This window comes from Pseudomonas rhizophila, assembly GCF_003033885.1.
Classification (GTDB): domain Bacteria; phylum Pseudomonadota; class Gammaproteobacteria; order Pseudomonadales; family Pseudomonadaceae; genus Aquipseudomonas; species Aquipseudomonas rhizophila.
Window position 1 is genome coordinate 5,776,490 of record NZ_CP024081.1, and the last position, 19,107, is coordinate 5,795,596.

A 19,107-nucleotide genomic window follows, 5' to 3' on the forward strand; every position below is an offset into this window, starting at 1 on the left:
ATGCTGATTCCCATGATTCTCTCCGGCGGTGCCGGCACGAGGTTGTGGCCGATGTCCCGCGAGGGCCATCCCAAACCCTTCATGATCCTGCCTGACGGCCAGTCGCTGCTGAGCAAGACCTACCGACGCGCCGCCGGGTTGTTCGACGGCCGCGGCGACATCGTTACCGTGACCAATCGCGAGTATTACTTTCAGAGCCGCGACCACTACCAAAGCGCCCATCTGGCACGCCATCGCGGCCATTTCGTACTTGAACCGACAGGCCGCAACACCGCGCCAGCCATCGCCACGGCGACGCTCGCGGTGCAAGCCGTGCACGGTGACGATGCCATCCTGATGGTGATGCCCGCAGACCACCTGATCCAGAACGAGGCGGCCTTCAAGGCTAGCGTGGAGCATGCCACGCAACTGGCCAAAAGCGGTTACCTGGTGACCTTCGGCGTACTGCCCACGACACCGGAAACCGGCTTCGGCTATATAGAACGGGGCAAACCCCTGGATACCCAGGGCGCTGCCAAGGTCGTGCGCTTCGTCGAAAAACCCGACCTGCAAACCGCAACACACTATCTGGAAAGCGGCCGTTTCCTGTGGAACTCGGGCATGTTCTGTTTTTCAGTCAAAACCCTGTTGGCGGAATTGCAGAACCACGCCCCGGCGTTGCTGGAACAGGCTCGCGCCTGCATAGCCGCGAGCACGGCCGTGGAGACATCAGGTTGCGTGCAACAGGAGCTGTCCGTCGCGCATTTTTCCGAAATGCCGGACATCTCCATCGACTACGCCTTGATGGAGCGCTCCAGCAATGTGGTGGTGGTCCCTGCCGCATTCGACTGGAGCGACATCGGCTCCTGGAGTGCCGTCGCCGATCTGGTGCCCGCCGATGCACAGAACAACCGCGTCAGCGGTGAGGCGTTGTTCATCGACAGCCAGAACAACTATGTCCAGAGTGAGGGACGGTTGGTGGCCGCGCTGGGTGTGGAAAACCTGATCATCATCGACACCGCCGACGCCATCCTCGTCGCCCATTCCGACCGGGCCCAGGATGTACGCCGCGTCGCGCGCCAGCTCAAGGACAAGGAACACGAATCCTATCGCCTGCATCGCACGGTCAGCCGCCCATGGGGCAGCTACACCGTGCTGGAACAAGGCCCGCGCTTCAAGATCAAGCGCATCGTGGTCAAGCCAGGCGCGGCGCTGTCCCTGCAAATGCATCATCACCGCAACGAACATTGGGTGGTCGTCGAAGGCATGGCCAAGGTCACCAACAATGGCTCGGAGGCTCATCTGGTGGCCAAGAACGAATCGACGTTCATCCCCGCCGGGCACCGCCATCGGCTCGAGAACCCCGGCGTCATCGATCTGGTGATCATCGAAGTCCAGAGCGGTGAGTACCTGGGAGAAGACGACATCGTGCGCTTCGAGGATCACTACGGCAGGGCCGTCTGATGTTGCTGACCTTGCACCGTGCGCTGTGGAGCTACCGCGGTTTTGTCCTCGGCAGCGTCAAGCGCGAATTCCAGGCGCGCTATCGCAACTCTTTGTTCGGCGCGTTGTGGACCGTGCTCAACCCGCTGTCGATGATCCTCGTCTACACCGTGATTTTTTCCCACATCATGCGCGCCCGCCTGCCGGGGGTGGACGATGGCATGGCCTACAGCGTTTACCTCTGCGCTGGGCTGCTGACCTGGGGGTTCTTCGCCGAGATCACGACCCGCAGTCAGGGCATGTTTCTGGAAAACGCCAATCTGCTGAAGAAGATCAGCTTTCCCAGGATCTGCCTGCCGGTGATTGTGCTGTTCAACGCCGGGATCAACTTCGCGATCATCCTCGGCCTTTTTCTCGGTTTCCTGTTGATCACCGGCCGCTGGCCAGGGATGACGTTGCTGGCGCTGGTGCCATTGCTGGCCCTGCAGGTGATGTTCGCCGCCGGGCTGGGCATGTTGCTGGGGATTCTCAATGTGTTCTTTCGCGATGTCGGGCAACTGTTTGGCATTTGCCTGCAATTCTGGTTCTGGCTGACGCCCATTGTTTACCCGATGACCATCCTTCCGCCGTCGATCCAGCAACTGCTGGCCCTCAACCCCATGACAGCGCTGATGCAGAGTTACCAGAATCTGTTTCTCTACAACCAGTGGCCGGTCTGGAGTTCGCTGACACCGCTGTTGGTCATCGGCCTACTGATGTGCGTCACCGGTTTGCGGATGTTTCGACGCCGCGGCGGTGAAATGGTGGATGAACTCTGATGGGGCATTTACGCGTCAGTGGCCTGGGCAAGGCCTACAAGCAGTATCCGAACCGTTGGAGCCGGTTGTTCGAATGGCTGATTCCCTTTTCTCGCCCGCGTCATCAATTGCACTGGGTCCTGCAGGGCGTCGATTTCGAGATCCAGCCCGGTGAAGCCGTCGGCATCGTCGGGGTCAACGGCGCGGGCAAAAGCACGTTGCTCAAAATGATCACCGGCACCACCCAACCCACCTGCGGCCACATTCAATTGCGTGGCCGCGTCGCGGCGTTGCTGGAGCTGGGCATGGGGTTCCACCCGGACTTCACCGGCCGCCAGAACGCTTTCATGGCCGGGCAGTTGCTGGGCATGCAGGTGGAGGAAATCGAATCGTTGATGCCTGAGATCGAAGGTTTTGCCGAAATCGGCGCGGCCATCGACCAGCCGGTACGCACCTATTCCAGTGGCATGCAAATGCGCCTGGCCTTCAGCGTCGCCACGGCCCGCCGCCCGGATATCCTGATCGTCGATGAAGCCCTGTCGGTGGGTGACGCCTACTTCCAGCATAAAAGTTTTGAGCGCATCCGCAGTTTTCGCAAGGCCGGTACGACGCTGCTGATCGTGTCCCACGACCGCTCGGCGATTCAGTCGATCTGCGACACCGCCATCCTGCTGGAGCACGGGCGCATGGCCATGCGCGGCAAGCCGGAAGAGGTGATGGATTATTACAACGCGATGCTGGCCCAGCGCGAGGGCCAGATCGTCCGCCAGGAAATGCTCGCCAACGGCCAGGTACGTACCATCTCCGGCACCGGCGAGGCCGGCATTGTTGATGTACAGCTGTTGAACAGTCAGGGCCAGCCGGTGGAAGTGGCCGAAATCGGCCAGCCGATGGTGTTGCAGGTGCGGGTCGAAATCCGCCAGGACATCGAGCGGCTGGTGCTGGGTTTCCTGATCAAGGACCGCCTCGGCCAGCCCATGTACGGCATCAACACCCATCGCCAGGATAAAGCCGTGACCGACCTCAAGGCCGGCGAACACGTCACCTTCCGTTTCAGTTTCGACATGCGCCTGGGCAAGGGCAATTACTCTGTCGCGCTGAGCCTGTCCCGACTGGATTCGCACCTGGACCGCAACTTCGAATGGCGCGACTACGGGCTGGTGTTCCACGTCATCAACAATCGCCAGGAAGATTTCGTTGGCTGTTCGTGGCTGCAGGCCCGCACCAGCATCCAGCGCACGGCATTACCAGCGGTTGAGGAACTGACGCAAAAGGAACTGCCATGACTCGCCTGCTGATGGAATGCACCTACGTGTATGAACATCCCAGAGCCAATTCCGGGATTCAGCGAGTAGTGCGCAACGTTATCCGCGAACTGCCGGCCAGAGAGGCAGAACACGAATGCATCCCCGTTGTGATACTGCGGGGCAAGTTGTACGAAGTGAAGAGCCTCGCCCCGTTGCCCTCCAGGGGGCTGGATCTGGTCAGCCTGCGGGTACGGCTGGAGCAATTCGCCAGCCTGTTCTGGCTCAGGCATCGAACGCTCGAACGGCGACGCCCCTTCAGCCAGTCGCGATGGGCGCGCCACGCGTTGTACTTCGGCTGCCGGCTGTTTGCCCTGGGCTTTCTGAGCATTCCGATCCGGGTGCTCGATCGCTTGCTCAAACGCCAGCACGTCCCGACGCGCTGCGTACCATTGCAGCACCGGCCCGGCGATCAGCTGGTGTTGCTGGACTCTTCCTGGCACGCCGATTTCTTTCCTCTGGCCGAACAGCTCAAGCGCGATGGGGTCGGGATTGTATCGGTGATCTACGACCTGATTCCCCTGACCCATCCGCAGTTCTGCGACGCCGGCCTGGTCAAGGTATTCAATCATTGGTTCGACTGGATTGCCCGCACCGCTGACGGTTACATCGCGATCTCCAGCACCATCCGTGATCAGGTTCGGCTGGAGATGGAGCAGCGCGTTGGCGAACAGCAGGTCAGTGAACGTTGGTTCGACTATTTCCACTTGGGCAGCGAACTGGATTTGGCGGATGCCACCAGCGCCATCGACAGCAAACTGCTGCGAGTATTCACGCAGCCCGAACCGGTGTTCCTGATGGTCAGCACCATCGAACCACGCAAGAACCACGCTTACCTGCTCGATGCGTTCGAACGCGCTTGGGCTGCCGGCTCAAAGGCAAGGTTATGCATCGTCGGAAAAATTGGCTGGAAATGTGAGGACTTGATCGAGCGCATAAAGCGTCACCCGCAACTCAACAGCCGCCTGTTTATGTTCAACAATCTTTCGGACCATAGCCTGGAACACGCTTACCAAAATGCCACTGCGCTGGTGTTCCCCTCCTACGTTGAAGGCTTTGGTCTGCCGCTGGTGGAGGCCATGCAACGCGGCTTGCCGGCGATGGGCAGCGACATTGAGGTATTTCGAGAAATCGGCGGTGAATTCATGGCCTATTTCAATCTCGAAGATCCCCAGAACCTGGCAGACCTGGTGACCGGCATGGAAAACAGCGGGGTTTTCCCGGCCAGTCGTCCCCTCGATAAATGGCACTGGCTGAGCTGGCGCCAGGCCAGTGCGCAATTGGTGGAGCGAATCGAGCGACACATCGATGAAGTGATCCTCGACAGGGAAACCGCATGCGAATAGCTCTGAACGCCCGGATTCTCCAGGCGCCACGCACCGGCATCGGCCATTACGTGGCGGAACTGGCTACTGCCCTGGCCCAGGAGCCGGATGTACAGCTGTCATTGTTCCACGGCTGGGGCTGGAGCTCGCAGTTGCCGCAAACGGCCACGCCAGGTTACTCGCGGCTTACACCTTTGCTGCGCCAAGTACCGGGGGCCTATCGGGCGCGGCGCTGGCTGGAACAGAAACGCTTCGATCAGGGCCGTTCCCGCGCCATCGACCTGTATCACGAACCGAGCCTGTGGCCCCTGGCCTTCGAAGGGCCGACGGTGATGACGCTGCATGACCTGACGCACCTGCGCTACCCCGAGACGCAACCACCGGCACGACTGAGGGAAATCGAGCGTCGGCTCAGCCGTGCGGTAGAGCAGTCGCAGCTGATTCTGACGGACTCGCAGTTCATCGCCGATGAAGCCCGAGAACACTTCGGCCTTTGCGCGGAACGCTTGAGAGTCGCCCCGCTGGGGGCTGCTGCACGTTTCCATCCACGCGAACCCGAAGCCATCGATGGGGTTCTCAAAGCCCATGGGCTGGAAGCGGGCCGATATTTTCTGTGTGTCGGCACCCTGGAGCCACGCAAGAACCTGTCGCTGGCCCTGCGCGCCCACGCCAGGCTACCCGAATCCGTCCGTCAGACTTTCCCTTTGTTCATCGTAGGAATGAGCGGATGGCAGCGCGCACAACTCAGCGACGAGTTGAAAAATGCCCTGGCCGGAGGTCATGTTTGTCTCGCGGGCTACTTGCCCGACGAACAGGTTGCCCAGCTATTGGCAGGGGCACGTGCACTGATTTTTCCGTCGCGCTATGAAGGCTTTGGCCTGCCGGTGCTCGAAGCCATGGCCAGCGGCACCCCGGTGATTACCACCCGCTGCTCGGCGATGCCGGAAGTGGCCGGGGCGGCCGGCAATTATTGCGACCCCGACGATCCCCAAGGCATGCGCGAAGCCATGGGCCAGTTGATCGAAGATCGCCTGCATTGGCAGGCGTGTCGTGAAGCCGGGTTGCAACAAGCAGCGCTTTTTTCCTGGCAACGGTGTGCACAGGTGACCGCCCAGGCGTATCGCCAGGTTCTGGGAGGTTGAATGCGAGTCCTGCACTTTTACAAAACCTATCTGCCTGACTCCATGGGCGGCATCGAACAGGTTATTTTCCAGCTGTGCGACAGCAGTGACCGATTGGGCATCGATAACACCGTGCTGACGCTGAGCAACGATCCAGCGCCGGGTCCGATCAGCATCCGACAGCATAAGGTTCATCAGGCCCGGATGGACTTCCAACTGGCCTCCACCGGGTTTTCCTACAGTGTTTTCAAGAAATTCCGCGAGCTGGCTGCCGAAGCAGACGTAATCAACTACCACTTCCCCTGGCCATTCATGGACCTGGTGCATTTTTGCAGCGCCCTGAAAAAACCCTATGTGGTCACCTACCATTCGGACATCGTGCGTCAGCGGCACCTGCTGAAACTGTATCGCCCCCTGATGCGACGCTTCTTGAACGGCGCGGATCGCATCGTCGCGGCATCACCTAACTATGTGCATACCAGCGACGTGCTCAAGGAGTACCGCGATAAGACCCAGATCATTACCTATGGCTTGAACAAAGCCAGTTATCCACAGCGTGACGCTGAACGCATCGCGCAGTGGAAGGCGAAATTGGGCGAGCGCTTCTTTCTGTTCGTGGGGGTGATGCGTTATTACAAGGGCCTGCACATTCTGCTCGACGCCCTCAAAGGCGTGGATTATCCGGTGGTCATCGTCGGTGCAGGCCCGCTGGAGAAAGAACTTCATGCCCAGGCACAGGCGCTGGGCCTGCGCAACCTGCACTTCCTCGGACGCCTGGACGATGAAGACAAGGTGGCATTGCTGGAGCTGAGCTACGCCATCGTGTTCCCTTCACACCTGCGCTCTGAAGCGTTTGGCATCTCCCTGCTCGAAGGCGCGATGTATGGTAAACCGATGATTTCCAGCGAGATCGGCACCGGCACCAGCTACATCAATATCCACAATGAAACCGGCCTGGTGGTGCCCCCCAGCAACCCCGAAGCTTTCCGGGAAGCGATGCGTACCCTGTGGGACAACCCGGCACAGGCCAGGGAAATGGGCATCAGGGCCGAAGAGCGTTACCGGCAGTTGTTCACCTCCGAGGAGATGGGCCGCAAATGGCTGCAACTGTATGAGGCGTTGCTGGAGCAAAAGGCGCTTTCCTACGCGTAACACTCGCCGATGAGGCGAGTGGATAAATCCCCTCGCCTCAAGGCGGCTCAGTGCATTTCAGACGTGCTGTTGCAACCCGGCAACCGTACGCGGCATACCGACGAACCCGGGCAAGGCCTCGATCCGCCCCAGCCATGCACGTACGTGGGGGTAGTCTTCCAGAGACACATTGCCCTCCGGGGCATGGGCGATGTAGCTGTAGCCGGCAACATCGGCAATCGTCGCAACGTCACCTGTCAGATACGCGCTGCTGCTCAAGTGTTGATCAATGACCTTGAGCAGGCTGTGGGAACGGGCGATCACCTCCTCTGCGTTGTAAGGCGCGCCGAATACCGTAATCAATCGCGCCGCGGCCGGCCCCGCATGGAGCGGCCCGGCCGCCACCGACAACCAGCGCTGCACCCGGGCGACGCCGACCGGATCCGTTGGCAGCCAGTGGCCCTTGCCATACTTGCTTGCCAGGTACACCAGGATGGCGTTGGAATCGGCCAGCACCATACCGTCATCGTCAATGACCGGGACTTGGCCAAAGGCATTAATGGCCAGGAAATCTGCCTGTTTTTGTTCGCCTTTGGCCAGGTCAACAAAAACCACCTCGACGGGCAACCCGAGCAAGGAAAGCATCAACTGAACGCGATGCGCGTGGCCGGAAAGCGGAAAGTGATAAAGCTTGATGGGATTCATGGTCGACTCCGTTGCAAGTGACGCCATCAGCAGAACGGCGTCGATGGGGTCATCTTCCGCTTCGACTGAAGACTAGAGAATCACCCGAATATGCAATCCATTGTTTCAAACAGCGAAACAATGTCTCAGCCTTTCAAGGCCGGGTGCTCACGCAATGCACGGACGGTAAAGTCAACAAAACTGCGTACTCGCGCCGGCGCTTTGCGTCCACCTTGGTACACCACATGGATCGGCAGGGGCGGCAGTTCGAAGTCAGCCAGAACGATCTCCAGTTCCCCGTTGGCAACGTTGCCCGCCACCTGATAAGACAAGACCCGAGTCAACCCCAACCCCTGACAGGCCGCCGTGATTGCGGCCTGGTTGGCCGTGACCACCAGTCTCGGCGCGGGTCGCACAGAGAGCGGTTGCCCTGCGTCGATGAACGTCCAGTTTCTGATCTGACCGGTGGCCGATGAGGCGACTACCGGCATGTGCTCCAGATCCTGCGGGTGTGCGGGTCGGCCATGGCGAGCGAAGAGATCAGGGGAACCGCAAACCACCCGTCGTACTTCACCCACACGCACGGCGTGCTGACTGCTGTCGGGCAACTCGCCAATGCGTATGGCAATGTCGATGCCCTCCTCGACCATGCTGACGATACGGTCCAGCAATAAGGCATTGATGCCGACCTCGGGGAATTGCTGCAGGTAATCGACCAGCACCGGCGTGACAAACAACTGACCAAACAGCACCGGGGCGGTAATCGTCAATTGCCCGCGGGGCTGGGCGTGACTGCCGACCGCTGAATCCTCGGCTTCCTGCAAATCCGCCAGAATTCGGCGGCAGTCCTCGAGAAAGCGCTGGCCCGCTTCGCTCAGGTATACGTTGCGGGTGGTGCGCACCAGCAAGGGCGTACCGATACGCTGCTCCAACGCCGCCACGGCGCGTGTGACGCTGGCCGCCGACAGGCCCAGGCGTCGCGCAGCCGCCGAGAAACCGGAGTCCTGGGCCACGGCGACAAAAACCTGCATTTCCTGAAACCTGTCCATTCATCCCCCAATGAGAAACCTTGATACAAGTTGGCTGCGCACCTCAAATCAGCGCCGCACCGCCATTGTAGGGGGCTGCGCCAGCGAACCACAGCGCAACGCGATCGGGCATCGGCACATCGACCCGGTCAATTGCGACTATGCTTGGTACCATCGAGCATACTTTCATGACAACTTAATGACTCGAACCATGGCGTAGGTCTTGTGGACACGGGCTTGCTCGCAAGCCCGTGTCCACAAGATGCGTGCCTGACTGGCGTCCATCGGAAGGCCCCTTTTTGTGAATGTTTTTTACCGCGGCTTCACGCACCCCCTTGCCCCTCTCATCGCCCTGGCCGGATGTGTATTAATCATCCCCATGGGCCTGCGCCTCTCGCTGGGATGGTCCGATCCGCTGGGCTATCTGTCTGACCTAGGCATGGGCGGGTTGCTGGTCGTGCTGCTTTACCGTCGTCCCTGGTGGGTGGCATTACCCATTTTGCTGATCTGGAGCATGCTGACGCTGGCCAGCATCGAACTGGTCAGTGCTGTCGGGCGCATGCCCACCCCATCGGACCTGCATTACCTGACCGACCCGCAATTCGTCGAAAACTCCACCAGCGGCGGCTTCGCCCATCCCTGGCTGGCAGGGGTGCAACTGGCCGCGTTGATGGTCTGGCTGATCGTCCAATGGCCCCGCCGGTTGTATATGGCGCCTCGCTTGCCGCGCCACGCCTGGGCGCTGCCGGTAGTGCTTTTGCTGAGCCACAGTGTGGTGCAAACCTGGCGCCCCAGTGAGGCAGACCAATGGAACCTGTTCAATCTTCCCCACCAACTCGTCACGGCGGCCGTTGCCGCCGGGCAGGATCGAACCCAACTATGGCTTGAAGATGACACAGTGGTTCAAGCCCCGCCCATGGAGGGTCTTACCCGGCTCGATCTTGAAGGCCAGAAAATCCTGCCTGCACCGGGCCGGGCCCGCAACGTCCTGATCATCACCCTGGAAGGCGTTCCTGGCGCCTACGTGGGCGTCAACCGTCAGGCCCTGAAAAGCAGCTATCAGGAGGACCTGATGCCGCACCTCAGTGCCTGGGCCAAGCGCGGCATGAATACACCCGACTACGTCCTGCACAACCATCAGACCATTCGTGGTCTGTATTCGATGCTGTGTGGCGACTACGACAAATTCGACGACGGCACGCCCAAAGGCGTCGAGATGTTGAACCTGAGCCGGCGCAACCAGGCCTGCCTGCCGGCCCAGTTGCGCCGCAACGGGTTCTCCACGCACTTCCTGCAAGGTGCGGGCCTGCGGTTCATGGCCAAGGACCGGATCATGCCGCACATCGGCTTCGACACCACCCTGGGCATGGACTGGTTCACCAAACCTGCCTATCTGGAATTCCCTTGGGGCAAGGACGACAAGACATTCTTCGAGGGCGCGCTGGATTACGTCGGGCAACTGCAAAAGGCAAAGAAGCCCTGGATGCTTACGCTGCTGACGGTGGGCACGCACCAGCCCTACTCAGCGCCGGATGACTACCTGCAACGCTACGACACCACCAAGCAGGCGGCCGTCGGTTACCTGGATGACGCACTGGACAGCTTCATGTCGGGGCTGGAACGCCAAGGCGTGCTGAAAGACACCCTGGTGATCATCACCTCGGACGAATCCCACGGCATCGACGATGTACGCCTGGCGTCATCCTGGGGTTTCAACCTGACATTGGCGCCGGAGCCATTGCCCCGGGTCAAGTCGGGGGTCTACGGTCATGTGGACCTGAGCGCCTCGGTCCTCGATTACTTCGGTTTCAAAGTGCCCAAGTCATTGTCCGGTCGCTCGTTGTTCCGGGACTACGCAACGGGCCGGGAAATCATGTCGTTCACCAACGGCAAGCTGCGCTACCACGATGGCAAGAGCACTTTCACCGAATGCGATTTCCTGCAGCGCTGCCGCTATTACACCAGCGAAGGTTTCATCACGGAGCGCGCCACTTACGGCGGGCAATACAGCGGTCAACGGGCCAGGTTGATCAGCGCGCGGGCCACGGCCCTGGACCGCACCCTGCTCCATACACCGCTCAACCAGCATTATCAGTTTGGCAGCGCTGATCAAATCCCGCTTCCGGCCCAGATCACCAACGACTGGACCGACAATCTGATCGGCGCCCAGTACCTGGAGATGCCCAAGGGCTCACAGACCCGCGTCAGCCTGACCATCCGCGCCCTGGGTCCGGACAATGCGGCCTATATTTCCCTCAAGGCCAAAGAGTTCGAGCAGGATGTAGCGATCGACCTGCCGACGGAAGTGGCGGTGACGCCCGAACAGCCGCTGGTGATGAATATCCGTTTCGATAACCCGCAACCCCGCAAGGCCTTCTCTTTCCATCTGCTGGGGCACGGGGTGGGCGCCATCGAAATCAGTGACTTCAGTGTCGTGACCGAACTGCCGGAGCAGACAGAACCCTCGGATTACCTGAACCTCGTCCAGGAAGACAGTGACGCCCAGTCCAGTTGAATGAAATCGCGCAGCCAATGACCTACGCTGCGCCTTACATCGTCCTGGGCTGAATTGATCAATGAAGCAGGCTAATCCAGCAACCCATGCAGCTTGGCGTACTGCAACAGCATGATGGTCTTGCCGTCGCAGATATCCCCGGTTTCGATCATGCCCAGCGCCTTGTCGAGAGACATCTCCAACACTTCGATCTCCTCGCCCTCGGCTTCCAGCCCGCCGCCCTCATGCTGTTTATCTTCGTCGAAGTATTCGCCGACGAAAAAATGCAGGCGTTCTGTCACCGACCCTGGGCTCATGAATGCCTCGAACACCTTGCGTACATCCTGGACGATATAGCCGGTTTCCTCTTGGGTTTCCTTGCGGATGCAGGTGTGCGGGTCGTCGTTATCCAGCAGGCCGGCACAGGTTTCGATCAACAGACCATCGTGGTCATTGACGAAGGCCGGGAAGCGGAACTGCCGGGTCAGCACCACGGTTTGCTTGGCCTTGCTGTACAACAGGATGGTCGCGCCGTTGCCCCGATCGTAGGTCTCGCGGGCCAGTTCGCGCCACTGGCCATCGCGGCCGAGGTAGTCGTAGGTGGTTTTGCGCAGCACGTACCAGTTGTCCGAGAGCACTTCGACTTTCTTGATGCGCACGCGATCTTTGGTGTTTGCCTGTGTCATTCAGCCGTTCCATGTCCAGTGTCTGAAAGCGGCAGAGTGGCCCTAAAGGCCGACGGCCTGCCATGGTTGAGGCAGGCTAGCAGAGGCAGGATCGATCACTCCAGCCCGGTGGCAAACACCTTGCCGGGGTTCATCAACCCGGTCGGATCCAGCGTGCGCTTGATGGCACGCATCAACTCGATCTCCAGCGGATCCTTGAAATGGGCCGCCGCGTCCGGCTTGGCTTGCCCCAGACCATGTTCGGCACTGATGCTGCCATTGAAAGCGCTCGTCATCTGGTAGATGACCTGCATGATCGCTTGTTCCTGGGCCTTGAACGGGGCATCGGCATGCCCCAGCGGCTTGCTGATGTTGTAGTGCAGGTTGCCATCACCCATGTGACCGTAAGAAACAATGCGAACGCCGGGAAACGCCTGTTGCAAGGCGCTATCGGTACGCTCGATGAACGCCGGAATCTGGCTGACGGGCACGCTGATGTCATGCTTGAGGCTTGGACCTTCATGATTCTGCGCCTCGGAAATACCTTCGCGCAGAGCCCACAATGCCGCAGCCTGAGTCTGGTTGCTGGCGATCACGGCATCGATCACCCACCCGGTCTCAAATGCATGGCCCAGGCCGCTTTCCAGCAACAGGTCCAAAGGTGCGTCGGGCACCGTGTCGCGCAATTCGATCAGGGCGTACCACGGGTGCGGCCCTTGCAAGGGGTCACTGCAACCGGCCACATGATCCAGGACGAACTCCAGGCTCTGGCGCGACATCATCTCAAAGCCCGTCAGACGGTCGGCGCAGAGGCTGCGAACATGCCCGATCAAGTCCACCGCGGCCTGCGGCGTGGGCAGTGCGACCCAAGCGGTGGCCGTGCTATGGGTGGCCGGAAACAACTTGAGTACCGCCGCCGTGATAATCCCAAGCGTACCTTCCGAGCCAATGAATAGATGCTTGAGGTCGTAGCCGGTGTTGTCTTTGCGCAAACCTCGCAAGCCGTGCCAGACACGTCCATCCGGCAATACCACCTCAAGCCCAAGGGTCAGCTCGCGCATGTTGCCGTAACGCAGCACGGCCGTGCCGCCGGCATTGGTGGCCAGATTGCCGCCCACCGTGCAACTGCCTTCGGCCCCCAGTGACAGCGGGAACAAGCGACCGGCCTGGCTAGCGGCTTCTTGCAACTGCCGCAGAATCACCCCGGCCTCGACCGTTATGGTTTCATTGGCCAGGTCGATTTCGCGGATGCGCTTCATCCGAGTCAAGGACAGCACCACCTGACGACCAGACGAATCCGGGATCGAGCCGCCGCACAATCCGGTATTGCCGCCCTGCGGCACCAAGGCAACCCCGGCGTCATGGCAAAGCCGCACCACCGCCGCCACTTCTTCGGTTGTGGCCGGGCGCACCACCAGTGCGGCCCGGCCTTGGTAAGCGTTACGCCAGTCAGTCAGGTAGCTGTGCATAAGTTCAGGATCACGCACCAGCCCCGCCGCGCCGACCACTTGCTCGACGCTTTGGATCAACGTCTCCCAGGCCATCGGGTCGAGATCGGCCGAAGAGAGAGAATTGAGGTTTTGCATGACTGTCTCCGGCGTTTGAATTCGGCTGCTGCAGCGCACATCGTGCGTTGCAGCAGTGGAAGCGACCGATTGAGATGAACTAGCTGCGCATCAGCTCAATGGCGGCACTTTTCTTGTGACGGATCACCGTCACCAGGTGCCAGGAGACAGACGCCGCTGCGAGGGCCAGGAAGACCGCCGAGATCGGCGTGGTGAGGAAACCACTGAAGTTGCCATCCGAGAGCATCAGACCGCGCCGCAGGTTGGTTTCAGCCATAGGGCCGAGGATGAAGCCAATGATGAACGGCGCAATCGGCAGTCCACCTTTGACGAAGCCATAGCCCATCAGGCCGAACAGCAGCACCGCCCAGACGTCGAAGATGCGGCTGTTGAGGCCGAACGCACCGACTACGCAGAGCACCAGGATGATCGGCAACAGAATGTGCTTGGGCACCGCCAGCAACTTGATGAAGATGCGCAGTCCGTAGAACTCCAGCACCAACATCAGCAACGAAGCCAGAATCAGCGCGGCAAAGATGGTGTAGACCAGCGATCCCTGACTGATGAACAACAGCGGGCCAGGCTGGATGCCGTGAATCATGAAGCCGCCAAGCATCACCGCCGTGGTGGTGTCTCCGGGAATACCCAGGGTCAGAAGCGGGATCATCGCACCGCCAATACCGGCGTTGTTCGCGGTTTCACTGGCAACCACGCCCTCGATGGAGCCTTTACCGAATTCTTCCGGGTGCTTTGAGCGCTTTTTTGCCGCGATGTAGGAAACAATGTTCGAGGTACCAGCGCCGATGCCCGGCAGGATCCCGATGCCCAGGCCGATGAACGCCGAGCGGGTCGCGTTCGGCAATTGGCTGATGAACTCCTTTATGGAAAAACCAAACCCTTTCACGCCTTTCATGCTGATGTTCTGTGGCTTGGCACGGTGGCTTGAGCGGGCGCTCTCGGCGAATTTCAGCACTTCGGAGACCGCAAACATGCCGATCATGACGGTAAGCATGGCGAAGCCACCGTTAAGACTCGGCAGGTCGAACGTGAAACGCCGAATGGCGTCGACCGGGGCGATCCCGACGGTTGAAAAGGCAAAGCCCAAGGCGCCGGCGAACAGCCCTTTGACCAGCGAACCGGTGGACAGTGTGGCAATCAGGGTCAGCGAAAAAACGGCAATGGAGAAATATTCATGGGGACCGAAACTCAAGGCCACGTCCGCCAGGATCGGGGCGATAAACATCAACGCCGCAATGCTGAAAATCGTGCCCAGGAACGAGAACACCACGCCAATGCCCAGGGCTTTGACGCCCTGGCCCTTTTTCATCATCGGCGAACCATCGAACGTCGTGGCGATGGAGGCCGGCGTACCCGGTATGTTGAGCAATATCGCTGAAATCAGCCCCCCCGAGGTGGCGCCGACAAACAGAGCAACCAGCAGTGACAGACCCGTGGCCGGGCCCATCGAATAGGTCAGCGGCAAGCACAGGGCGATGGCCATGGTGGCCGAAAGGCCGGGCACCGCACCAAAGACGATCCCCACTGCAACGCCGAGGGTGATCAGGACAAATACGTAGGGCGAGAATACGGCACCGAAGCCTTGTTGCAGGAGCTCAATCATCACCGTCCCCTAGAAATCCAATAGACCGGTGGGCAGCATCAAATCGAAGCCCTCACGGAAGATCACAAAAATCAACGCTGCTGAAACGACCGCGATCACGGCATAAAGCCCGTGCTTGACCTTCTGATCCGCGGGGGTCAACACGATGAATTGGGCGTAGAGGTAAAGCGTGGTCATGATCACGAAACCGACAACTTCCAGCAGCGCGGTGAAGAGCGTCACCAGGGCGATGGATTTGATAACCGTCGGGTAATCGATCGATTCAGCGGCTTCGGCCGGCTCGACAGGCTCGGCACGTTGCTGGGGCAGTTTTCTCCAGGCCAGCAACTGCAACACGCCCAACAGGCACAGCGCGCCGGAAAGAATCCAGGGCACAAAAGCGGCGTCGACAAAACCGCGACGCGGCAGATTCGCGGTCAACAACATGTACGCCACACCAGCACCGAGCATCGCCAGGCCGGCGAACAATTCATTTCTTTTGTAGGTATCCATACAGGATCCTCTTTCACTTGAAGGGCCGAGCAAAGGGGCGCTGGCCAATTCGGTAAGCGCCCCATCCTGTTTCCCAGGATTTACTTGGCTTTACGCATTTCGTCCTTGAACTGCATGAAGTCGTCACGGGTCTTGGTCAGCGTAGCAATGGCTTCTTCGGTGCCCTGGAAGCTGACAGGCTGCTTGAAGGACTTCTTGAGCTCTTCAGCGTATTCAGGTTCTTCGGTGATTTTCTTCATGGTGTCAGCCATTTTCTTGACGATGGCCGGGTCTGTGCCTTTCGGGAAAGCGACGATGTAAGGCTTGTCCAGGACCAGGTCCACGCCTTGCTCCTTGAACGTCTTGACGTCACCCAGCAGCGGGTTGCGCTCTGCGTTAGGCTGCCCCAGAGCGGTCATCTTGCCGCTGGCAATGTAGTCCTGAACCGAACCATAGCTGATAGCACCCAGGTCAATGCGCTTGCCCAGCAAGGCCACCACTTTTTCCGAAACGGTGCCGCTGTCGACCATCTTCAGTTTGACGCCGGCGAGCTTCTCGAACATCAAGCCTTGCAGGTGCGAGAAGTTACCCATCTCGGTGCCGTAGGTGATGGTGCCTGGCTTGGCCTTGGCCTGTGAAATCAACTGATCGAGGGTGTCGATGCCCGAGCTTTTGGCAGAGACGAAAACAGCGCCTTTATCGACGCCCGCGATGCAGGAGACATCGAACGCATCGAAGCGATCTTCGGACAACCCTGCCACTTCGTTAACGATCATCTGACCGGTGTGGGTGAACAGAATGGTGTTGCCATCTGGCGCCGCGCTCTTGACCGCGTCGGCAGCGATGGTGCCGCCCCCGCCGGCCATGTTGGTGACGACCATGGACTTGCCGGTCAGCTTGGTGAAGTACTTGGCCATCATCCGTGCGTTGAAGTCGGTATCGCCGCCGGCGTTGGCAATGACCACCACCTGCACCGGACGTGTCGGCCAGTCGCTCGCATCAGCGGCAACGGCCGCTCCGGCGGTAAGGCTCAAGAAGGAAGCGACGAGAGAGGCGCATAGTGTTTTTCTCATTATTGTTCTCCAGAGATGCTGCCGTAGAAGGTGTTGGTAGGGAGTTGGGTATGGGTGTCGCGAGGATGAATCGGGCGTATTGCCAACCCGCGCGCAGTGGCAATGCCGTACTGGGGCGCAGCAGGAAGCGAACGATGCAAGGAATCTGGTTGAGTCGAACAAGTATGGCTGTCTGGAAAGCCATGGCCCGCTTGGCTGGGATGCATAAGCGAGAAGAGATGCGCCCTTCTACGGTTATGCAGAAAGGGCAGAGAGCGATGCTGATGAGCCGTCGGAGCGAATGGCATAGCAGGGCCTGCGTCGATTTTATTATTTTATGTCATACGTTGTCGTACGACTTGACCGATTATCGTCACCTAAAATAATTTTTGTCAACGCGGATATTCGTTGAATCGGTGAGAGAGGGAAGACGTGGCCTCATGTTTACGCTCATGAGGAGAAATGCGGGGGGTGACGATCAGACGAGCGGCGATCAGCGGTGCCGCTCAGGAGCCGGGGGGTGGAGGGCAGCAACCGGTGACGCCAGGGTGCAGAGGAGACGAAACCACCTCCGCGACCCCGGCTGCCAAGGCTTACTCCACTGTCACGGACTTGGCCAGGTTTCGTGGCTGGTCGACGTCAGTGCCCTTGAGTACGGCGACATAGTACGACAACAACTGCAGCGGGATCGTGTAGAGGATCGGCGACAGGATGTCGTGGATGTGCGGCATGTGCACCACGTGAGTACCTTCACCATTGGTCATGCCGGCCTTCTCATCAGCAAAGACAATCAGCTGGCCGCCACGGGCGCGCACTTCCTGCAGGTTGGACTTGAGCTTTTCCAGCAGCTCGTTGTTCGGCGCCACGGTGACCACGGGCATATCGTTATCCACCAGGGCCAGCGGGCCGTGCTTGAGTTCACCGGCCGGATAGGCTTCAGCGTGGATATAGGAAATTTCCTTGAGCTTCAGGGCGCCTTCCATCGCCACCGGGAATTGCGCGCCACGTCCCAGGAACAGGGTGTGGTTCTTCTCGGCGAACAACTCGGCGATTTTTTCCACGGTGCTGTCCATCGCCAGGGCTTCGCCCAGACGGGTCGGCAGGCGGCGCAGTTCTTCCACCAATGTTGCCTCAACACCCTCGCCCAAGGTCCCGCGCACCTGTCCCAGAGACAGGGTCAGCAACAGCAGGCCCACCAACTGCGTGGTGAACGCCTTGGTCGACGCCACACCGATTTCACGGCCAGCCTGGGTCAGCAGGGTCAGGTCGGATTCGCGCACCAACGAGCTGATGCCCACATTGCAGATCGCCAGGCTGGCGAGGAAACCCAGCTCCTTGGCGTTACGCAGGGCGGCCAAGGTGTCGGCGGTTTCACCGGACTGGGAAATGGTCACGAACAGGGTGTCGGGTTGCACCACCACTTTGCGGTAACGGAATTCGCTGGCGACTTCGACCTGGCACGGAATACCGGCCAACTCTTCCAGCCAGTAACGAGCCACCATACCGGCGTGGTAGCTGGTGCCACAGGCAACGATCTGCACGTTGCGAACCTTGGCGAACAGCTCGGCGGCCTGTGGCCCGAACGCCTGGACCAGCACCTGGCTCTGGCTCATGCGGCCTTCCAGGGTGCGTTGCACCACGGCCGGTTGTTCGTGGATCTCCTTGAGCATGAAGTGCCGGAACTCGCCCTTGTCGGCGGCTTCGGCGCCGTCACGGTATTGAACGGTCTCGCGCTCCACGGCTTTGCCGTCGATGTCCCAGATCTGCACGCTGTCGCGGCGAATTTCGGCGATATCGCCCTCTTCCAGGTACATGAAGCGGTCAGTGACCTGACGCAGCGCCAACTGATCGGAAGCCAGGAAATTTTCCCCCAGGCCCAGACCGATCACCAACGGGCTGCCGCTGCGGGCAGCAACCAGTCGATCCGGCTGTTCGGCACTGATCACCGCCAAGCCATAGGCACCGTGGAGCTCCTTGACGGTGGCCTTGAGCGCCGCAGTCAGGTCCATCAACTCCTTGAGCTTGTGATTGAGCAGGTGGGCAATGACTTCGGTGTCAGTGTCGGAGGTGAACACATAGCCGAGTGCCTTGAGTTGCTCACGTAGCGCTTCGTGATTCTCGATAATGCCGTTGTGCACAACCGCCAGGTTGTCGGAGAAATGCGGGTGGGCGTTACGCTCGCACGGCGCGCCGTGAGTGGCCCAGCGGGTGTGGGCGATGCCCAGGCGCCCCACCAGCGGCTCGGCGTCCAGCGCTTGCTCCAGCTCACTGACTTTGCCTGGGCGTCGCATGCGCTCAAGCTTCTCGTCGTTGGTAAACACCGCCACACCGGCACTGTCATAACCACGGTATTCGAGGCGCTTGAGGCCTTCGAGCAAGATTGCAGTGATGTTGCGCTCAGCAACGGCGCCGACAATTCCACACATG

15 protein-coding genes are annotated in these 19,107 nt (G+C 59.9%); 7 read left to right on the forward strand and 8 right to left on the reverse strand.

The features are described from left to right. From CRX69_RS26715 to CRX69_RS26740, 6 genes are read left to right on the forward strand one after another with little or no spacing between them, the layout of a single operon-like run. Complete coding sequence (locus tag CRX69_RS26715; RefSeq protein WP_047226664.1) at positions 1-1,443, forward strand: mannose-1-phosphate guanylyltransferase/mannose-6-phosphate isomerase; 1,443 nt, start codon at positions 1-3, stop codon at positions 1,441-1,443. Continuing rightward, positions 1,443-2,240, forward strand: a complete 798-nt coding sequence (locus CRX69_RS26720; protein ID WP_047226663.1) for an ABC transporter permease — start codon at positions 1,443-1,445, stop codon at positions 2,238-2,240. The genes CRX69_RS26715 and CRX69_RS26720 overlap by 1 nt, the downstream gene beginning before the upstream one ends. Next, the gene (locus CRX69_RS26725) at positions 2,240-3,505 is read left to right on the forward strand and encodes an ABC transporter ATP-binding protein (protein ID WP_047226662.1); all 1,266 of its coding nucleotides are present in this window, start codon (positions 2,240-2,242) and stop codon (positions 3,503-3,505) included. The genes CRX69_RS26720 and CRX69_RS26725 overlap by 1 nt, the downstream gene beginning before the upstream one ends. Beyond that, positions 3,502-4,869: a glycosyltransferase family 4 protein gene (locus tag CRX69_RS26730; RefSeq protein WP_107323166.1), complete on the forward strand. Its 1,368-nt coding sequence runs from the start codon at positions 3,502-3,504 to the stop codon at positions 4,867-4,869. Before CRX69_RS26725 ends, CRX69_RS26730 begins: the two co-directional genes overlap by 4 nt. Next, the gene (locus CRX69_RS26735) at positions 4,860-5,990 is read left to right on the forward strand and encodes a glycosyltransferase family 4 protein (protein WP_107323167.1); all 1,131 of its coding nucleotides are present in this window, start codon (positions 4,860-4,862) and stop codon (positions 5,988-5,990) included. Before CRX69_RS26730 ends, CRX69_RS26735 begins: the two co-directional genes overlap by 10 nt. Beyond that, the gene (locus CRX69_RS26740; RefSeq protein ID WP_047226659.1) at positions 5,991-7,121 is read left to right on the forward strand and encodes a glycosyltransferase family 4 protein; all 1,131 of its coding nucleotides are present in this window, start codon (positions 5,991-5,993) and stop codon (positions 7,119-7,121) included. 57 nt (positions 7,122-7,178) lie between these two features. Here CRX69_RS26740 and CRX69_RS26745 read toward each other — a convergent pair whose 3' ends face one another. Continuing rightward, positions 7,179-7,805, reverse strand: coding sequence for a glutathione S-transferase family protein (locus CRX69_RS26745; RefSeq protein ID WP_076383171.1), 627 nt, complete (start codon positions 7,803-7,805; stop codon positions 7,179-7,181). A 125-nt stretch (positions 7,806-7,930) separates the two neighbouring features. Beyond that, complete coding sequence (locus CRX69_RS26750; protein ID WP_047226657.1) at positions 7,931-8,833, reverse strand: LysR family transcriptional regulator; 903 nt, start codon at positions 8,831-8,833, stop codon at positions 7,931-7,933. Positions 8,834-9,113: 280 nt separating this feature from the next. On the opposite strand from CRX69_RS26750, the gene CRX69_RS26755 reads away from it, so the two are divergent. Continuing rightward, entirely contained in the window at positions 9,114-11,327 is a 2,214-nt protein-coding gene (locus tag CRX69_RS26755; RefSeq protein ID WP_177513930.1) for an LTA synthase family protein, read from the forward strand. A gap of 71 nt (positions 11,328-11,398) precedes the next feature. Here the strand turns inward: CRX69_RS26755 and nudK are convergent, their stop codons facing one another. The 6 genes from nudK to glmS all read right to left on the reverse strand — a co-directional run bounded on the left by nudK (position 11,399) and on the right by glmS (position 19,106). Next, entirely contained in the window at positions 11,399-11,992 is a 594-nt protein-coding gene (gene nudK / locus CRX69_RS26760) for a GDP-mannose pyrophosphatase NudK (protein WP_076383168.1), read from the reverse strand. Positions 11,993-12,087: 95 nt separating this feature from the next. Beyond that, complete coding sequence (locus CRX69_RS26765; protein WP_107323307.1) at positions 12,088-13,515, reverse strand: FAD-binding oxidoreductase; 1,428 nt, start codon at positions 13,513-13,515, stop codon at positions 12,088-12,090. A 121-nt stretch (positions 13,516-13,636) separates the two neighbouring features. Continuing rightward, complete coding sequence (locus tag CRX69_RS26770; RefSeq protein WP_076383167.1) at positions 13,637-15,157, reverse strand: tripartite tricarboxylate transporter permease; 1,521 nt, start codon at positions 15,155-15,157, stop codon at positions 13,637-13,639. A gap of 9 nt (positions 15,158-15,166) precedes the next feature. Continuing rightward, complete coding sequence (locus tag CRX69_RS26775; RefSeq protein WP_107323169.1) at positions 15,167-15,649, reverse strand: tripartite tricarboxylate transporter TctB family protein; 483 nt, start codon at positions 15,647-15,649, stop codon at positions 15,167-15,169. An 80-nt stretch (positions 15,650-15,729) separates the two neighbouring features. Further along, positions 15,730-16,701 carry a tripartite tricarboxylate transporter substrate binding protein gene (locus CRX69_RS26780; protein ID WP_076383165.1) on the reverse strand — a complete coding sequence of 324 codons (972 nt, stop codon included), beginning with the start codon at positions 16,699-16,701 and terminating at the stop codon, positions 15,730-15,732. A gap of 572 nt (positions 16,702-17,273) precedes the next feature. Continuing rightward, on the reverse strand, positions 17,274-19,106 hold the full coding sequence (gene glmS, locus CRX69_RS26790) for a glutamine--fructose-6-phosphate transaminase (isomerizing) (protein ID WP_107323171.1): 1,833 nt from the start codon (positions 19,104-19,106) through the stop codon (positions 17,274-17,276). Position 19,107: the final 1 nt, after the last annotated feature.

Bases quoted from the DNA above. Each gene is read 5' to 3' on its own strand.
- CRX69_RS26715 (WP_047226664.1), top strand. From the start codon at position 1: ATGCTGATTCCCATGATTCTCTCCGGCGGTGCCGGCACGAGGTTGTGG.
- CRX69_RS26720 (WP_047226663.1), top strand. From the start codon at position 1,443: ATGTTGCTGACCTTGCACCGTGCGCTGTGGAGCTACCGCGGTTTTGTC.
- CRX69_RS26725 (WP_047226662.1), top strand. From the start codon at position 2,240: ATGGGGCATTTACGCGTCAGTGGCCTGGGCAAGGCCTACAAGCAGTAT.
- CRX69_RS26730 (WP_107323166.1), top strand. From the start codon at position 3,502: ATGACTCGCCTGCTGATGGAATGCACCTACGTGTATGAACATCCCAGA.
- CRX69_RS26735 (WP_107323167.1), top strand. From the start codon at position 4,860: ATGCGAATAGCTCTGAACGCCCGGATTCTCCAGGCGCCACGCACCGGC.
- CRX69_RS26740 (WP_047226659.1), top strand. From the start codon at position 5,991: ATGCGAGTCCTGCACTTTTACAAAACCTATCTGCCTGACTCCATGGGC.
- CRX69_RS26745 (WP_076383171.1), bottom strand. From the start codon at position 7,805: ATGAATCCCATCAAGCTTTATCACTTTCCGCTTTCCGGCCACGCGCAT.
- CRX69_RS26750 (WP_047226657.1), bottom strand. From the start codon at position 8,833: ATGGACAGGTTTCAGGAAATGCAGGTTTTTGTCGCCGTGGCCCAGGAC.
- nudK (WP_076383168.1), bottom strand. From the start codon at position 11,992: ATGACACAGGCAAACACCAAAGATCGCGTGCGCATCAAGAAAGTCGAA.
- CRX69_RS26765 (WP_107323307.1), bottom strand. From the start codon at position 13,515: ATGGCCTGGGAGACGTTGATCCAAAGCGTCGAGCAAGTGGTCGGCGCG.
- CRX69_RS26770 (WP_076383167.1), bottom strand. From the start codon at position 15,157: ATGATTGAGCTCCTGCAACAAGGCTTCGGTGCCGTATTCTCGCCCTAC.
- CRX69_RS26775 (WP_107323169.1), bottom strand. From the start codon at position 15,649: ATGGATACCTACAAAAGAAATGAATTGTTCGCCGGCCTGGCGATGCTC.
- CRX69_RS26780 (WP_076383165.1), bottom strand. From the start codon at position 16,701: ATGAGAAAAACACTATGCGCCTCTCTCGTCGCTTCCTTCTTGAGCCTT.
- glmS (WP_107323171.1), bottom strand. From the start codon at position 19,106: ATGTGTGGAATTGTCGGCGCCGTTGCTGAGCGCAACATCACTGCAATC.